Source organism: Paraburkholderia nodosa (genome assembly GCF_001718195.1).
Classification (GTDB): Bacteria; Pseudomonadota; Gammaproteobacteria; order Burkholderiales; family Burkholderiaceae; genus Paraburkholderia; species Paraburkholderia nodosa_A.
The window spans coordinates 1-1,584 of sequence record NZ_MCNV01000069.1; the positions used below are offsets into that span (position 1 = coordinate 1).

Sequence of the window (1,584 nt, forward strand, 5' to 3'; positions counted from 1 at the left end):
GATTTGAGGTACATGCTGGACGGTTTTCACGGATACGTGGAGCCGCCGATGGCCTGTACCGGGATGATCACGATGAGCATGCGCGAGCTGGACCGCCTGAAGGTGATCGAGGCAGTCGCCGAGGCACAGCTGATGCCCTGGCGAGCGGCTGAACGGCTAGGCATCTGCCGCCGTCAGGTCGAGCGCCTGGTGCTGCGGTATCGGGCATCCGGGGCATCCGGGCTGGTTTCGCGACGGCGTGGCAGCACCAGTAACCACCAGTTGACTGAAGGTCTGGCGCAGCGCGCGCTGTGCATTATCCGCGAGCGCTATGCCGATTTTGGGCCCACGCTGGCCTGCGAGAAGCTCGCCGAATGCCATGGCCTGGTGCTGTCGAAGGAGACGGTCAGGAAGCTCATGACGGACGCCGGGCTGTGGATTCCGCGGGCCCAGCGCCCGCCCAAGGTCTACCAGCCGCGCGCACGGCGTGCCTGCCTGGGCGAACTGGTGCAGATCGACGGCAGCGACCACCGCTGGTTCGAGGAGCGCGCGCCGGCCTGCACGCTGCTGGTGTACGTGGACGATGCGACGAGCCGCCTGATGTACCTGCACTTCACGGCCACCGAATCGACCTTCAGTTATTTCGAGGCGACGCGTGCGTACCTGGAGCGTCATGGCAAGCCGGTGGCGCTGTACAGCGACAAGGCCAGCGTGTTCCGCAGCGTCAGCGCCGGCAAGACCGGGCGCAGCGTGACGCACTTCGGGCGCGCGATGTACGAGCTGAACATCGAGACGTTCTGCGCGAACAGCAGTTCGGCCAAGGGGCGCGTGGAGCGTGCACACCTCACGCTGCAGGATCGTCTCGTGAAGGAGCTGCGGCTGCGCGGCATCAGCACGGTTGATGCCGCTAACGCGTATGCGCCTGCCTTCATGGCGGCCTATAACACGCGCTTTGCGAAGCCGCCGCGCAGCGCGTTCGATGCGCACCGGCCGCTGCGTGAGGACGAGGATCTGGACGCCCTGCTCACCTGGCGCGAGACGCGGCGCGTGACGAAGTCGCTCACGGTGCAGTACGACCGCGTGATGTACCTGCTCGACGATACGCTGCAGAACCGGAAGCTGGTGCACCGTTACATCGAGGTCTGGGAGTACCCGGACGGACGCATTGAATTGCGGGCCGACACGCGGGTACTGCCGTATCGCGAGTATGACCGCCTGACCGAGGTGGACCAGGGCGCGGTGATCGAGCACAAGCGGCTCGCGCACGCGCTGGAGGTGGCGCAGGCGCTGCAGGCGCAGCGTGATGACCGGCGCGCCTCGGGCTCACCCTCGCGCACCAACCGCGGCATCGAGGTGCGTAGCCATGAGCGTGCGCCCGGCACGAAGAAGACGCGCGAGTTCACGCAGGCCGACATGGAGGCCGTGATCGTAAACCTTGCGCAGCGAAAGACGCTAGCAACGCAGCCATCCAGACCTGGCCAGCGGACTGCCCGGACCCGCTGAACAGGCACAAGCGCCCTGCTGCTTCAACCGCTGGCCTTCAGCACTGCAGGAACATCAGACCGGGGAAGAGATGCGACATCTGTATTTAGCCCGCAGTACGAC

Annotated in this window: 1 protein-coding gene; it reads left to right on the forward strand. The window is 65.9% G+C overall.

Features of this window, described 5'->3' with window-relative positions:
• The first annotated feature begins 48 nt into the window (after positions 1-48).
• Complete coding sequence (locus tag BFD71_RS38645) at positions 49-1,482, forward strand: ISNCY family transposase (RefSeq protein WP_069269418.1); 1,434 nt, start codon at positions 49-51, stop codon at positions 1,480-1,482.
• The last annotated feature ends 102 nt before the right edge of the window (positions 1,483-1,584 follow it).

What these genes read in the sequence shown, in the direction of transcription:
- BFD71_RS38645 (WP_069269418.1), top strand. Translation starts at nt 49, where the DNA reads ATGGCCTGTACCGGGATGATCACGATGAGCATGCGCGAGCTGGACCGC.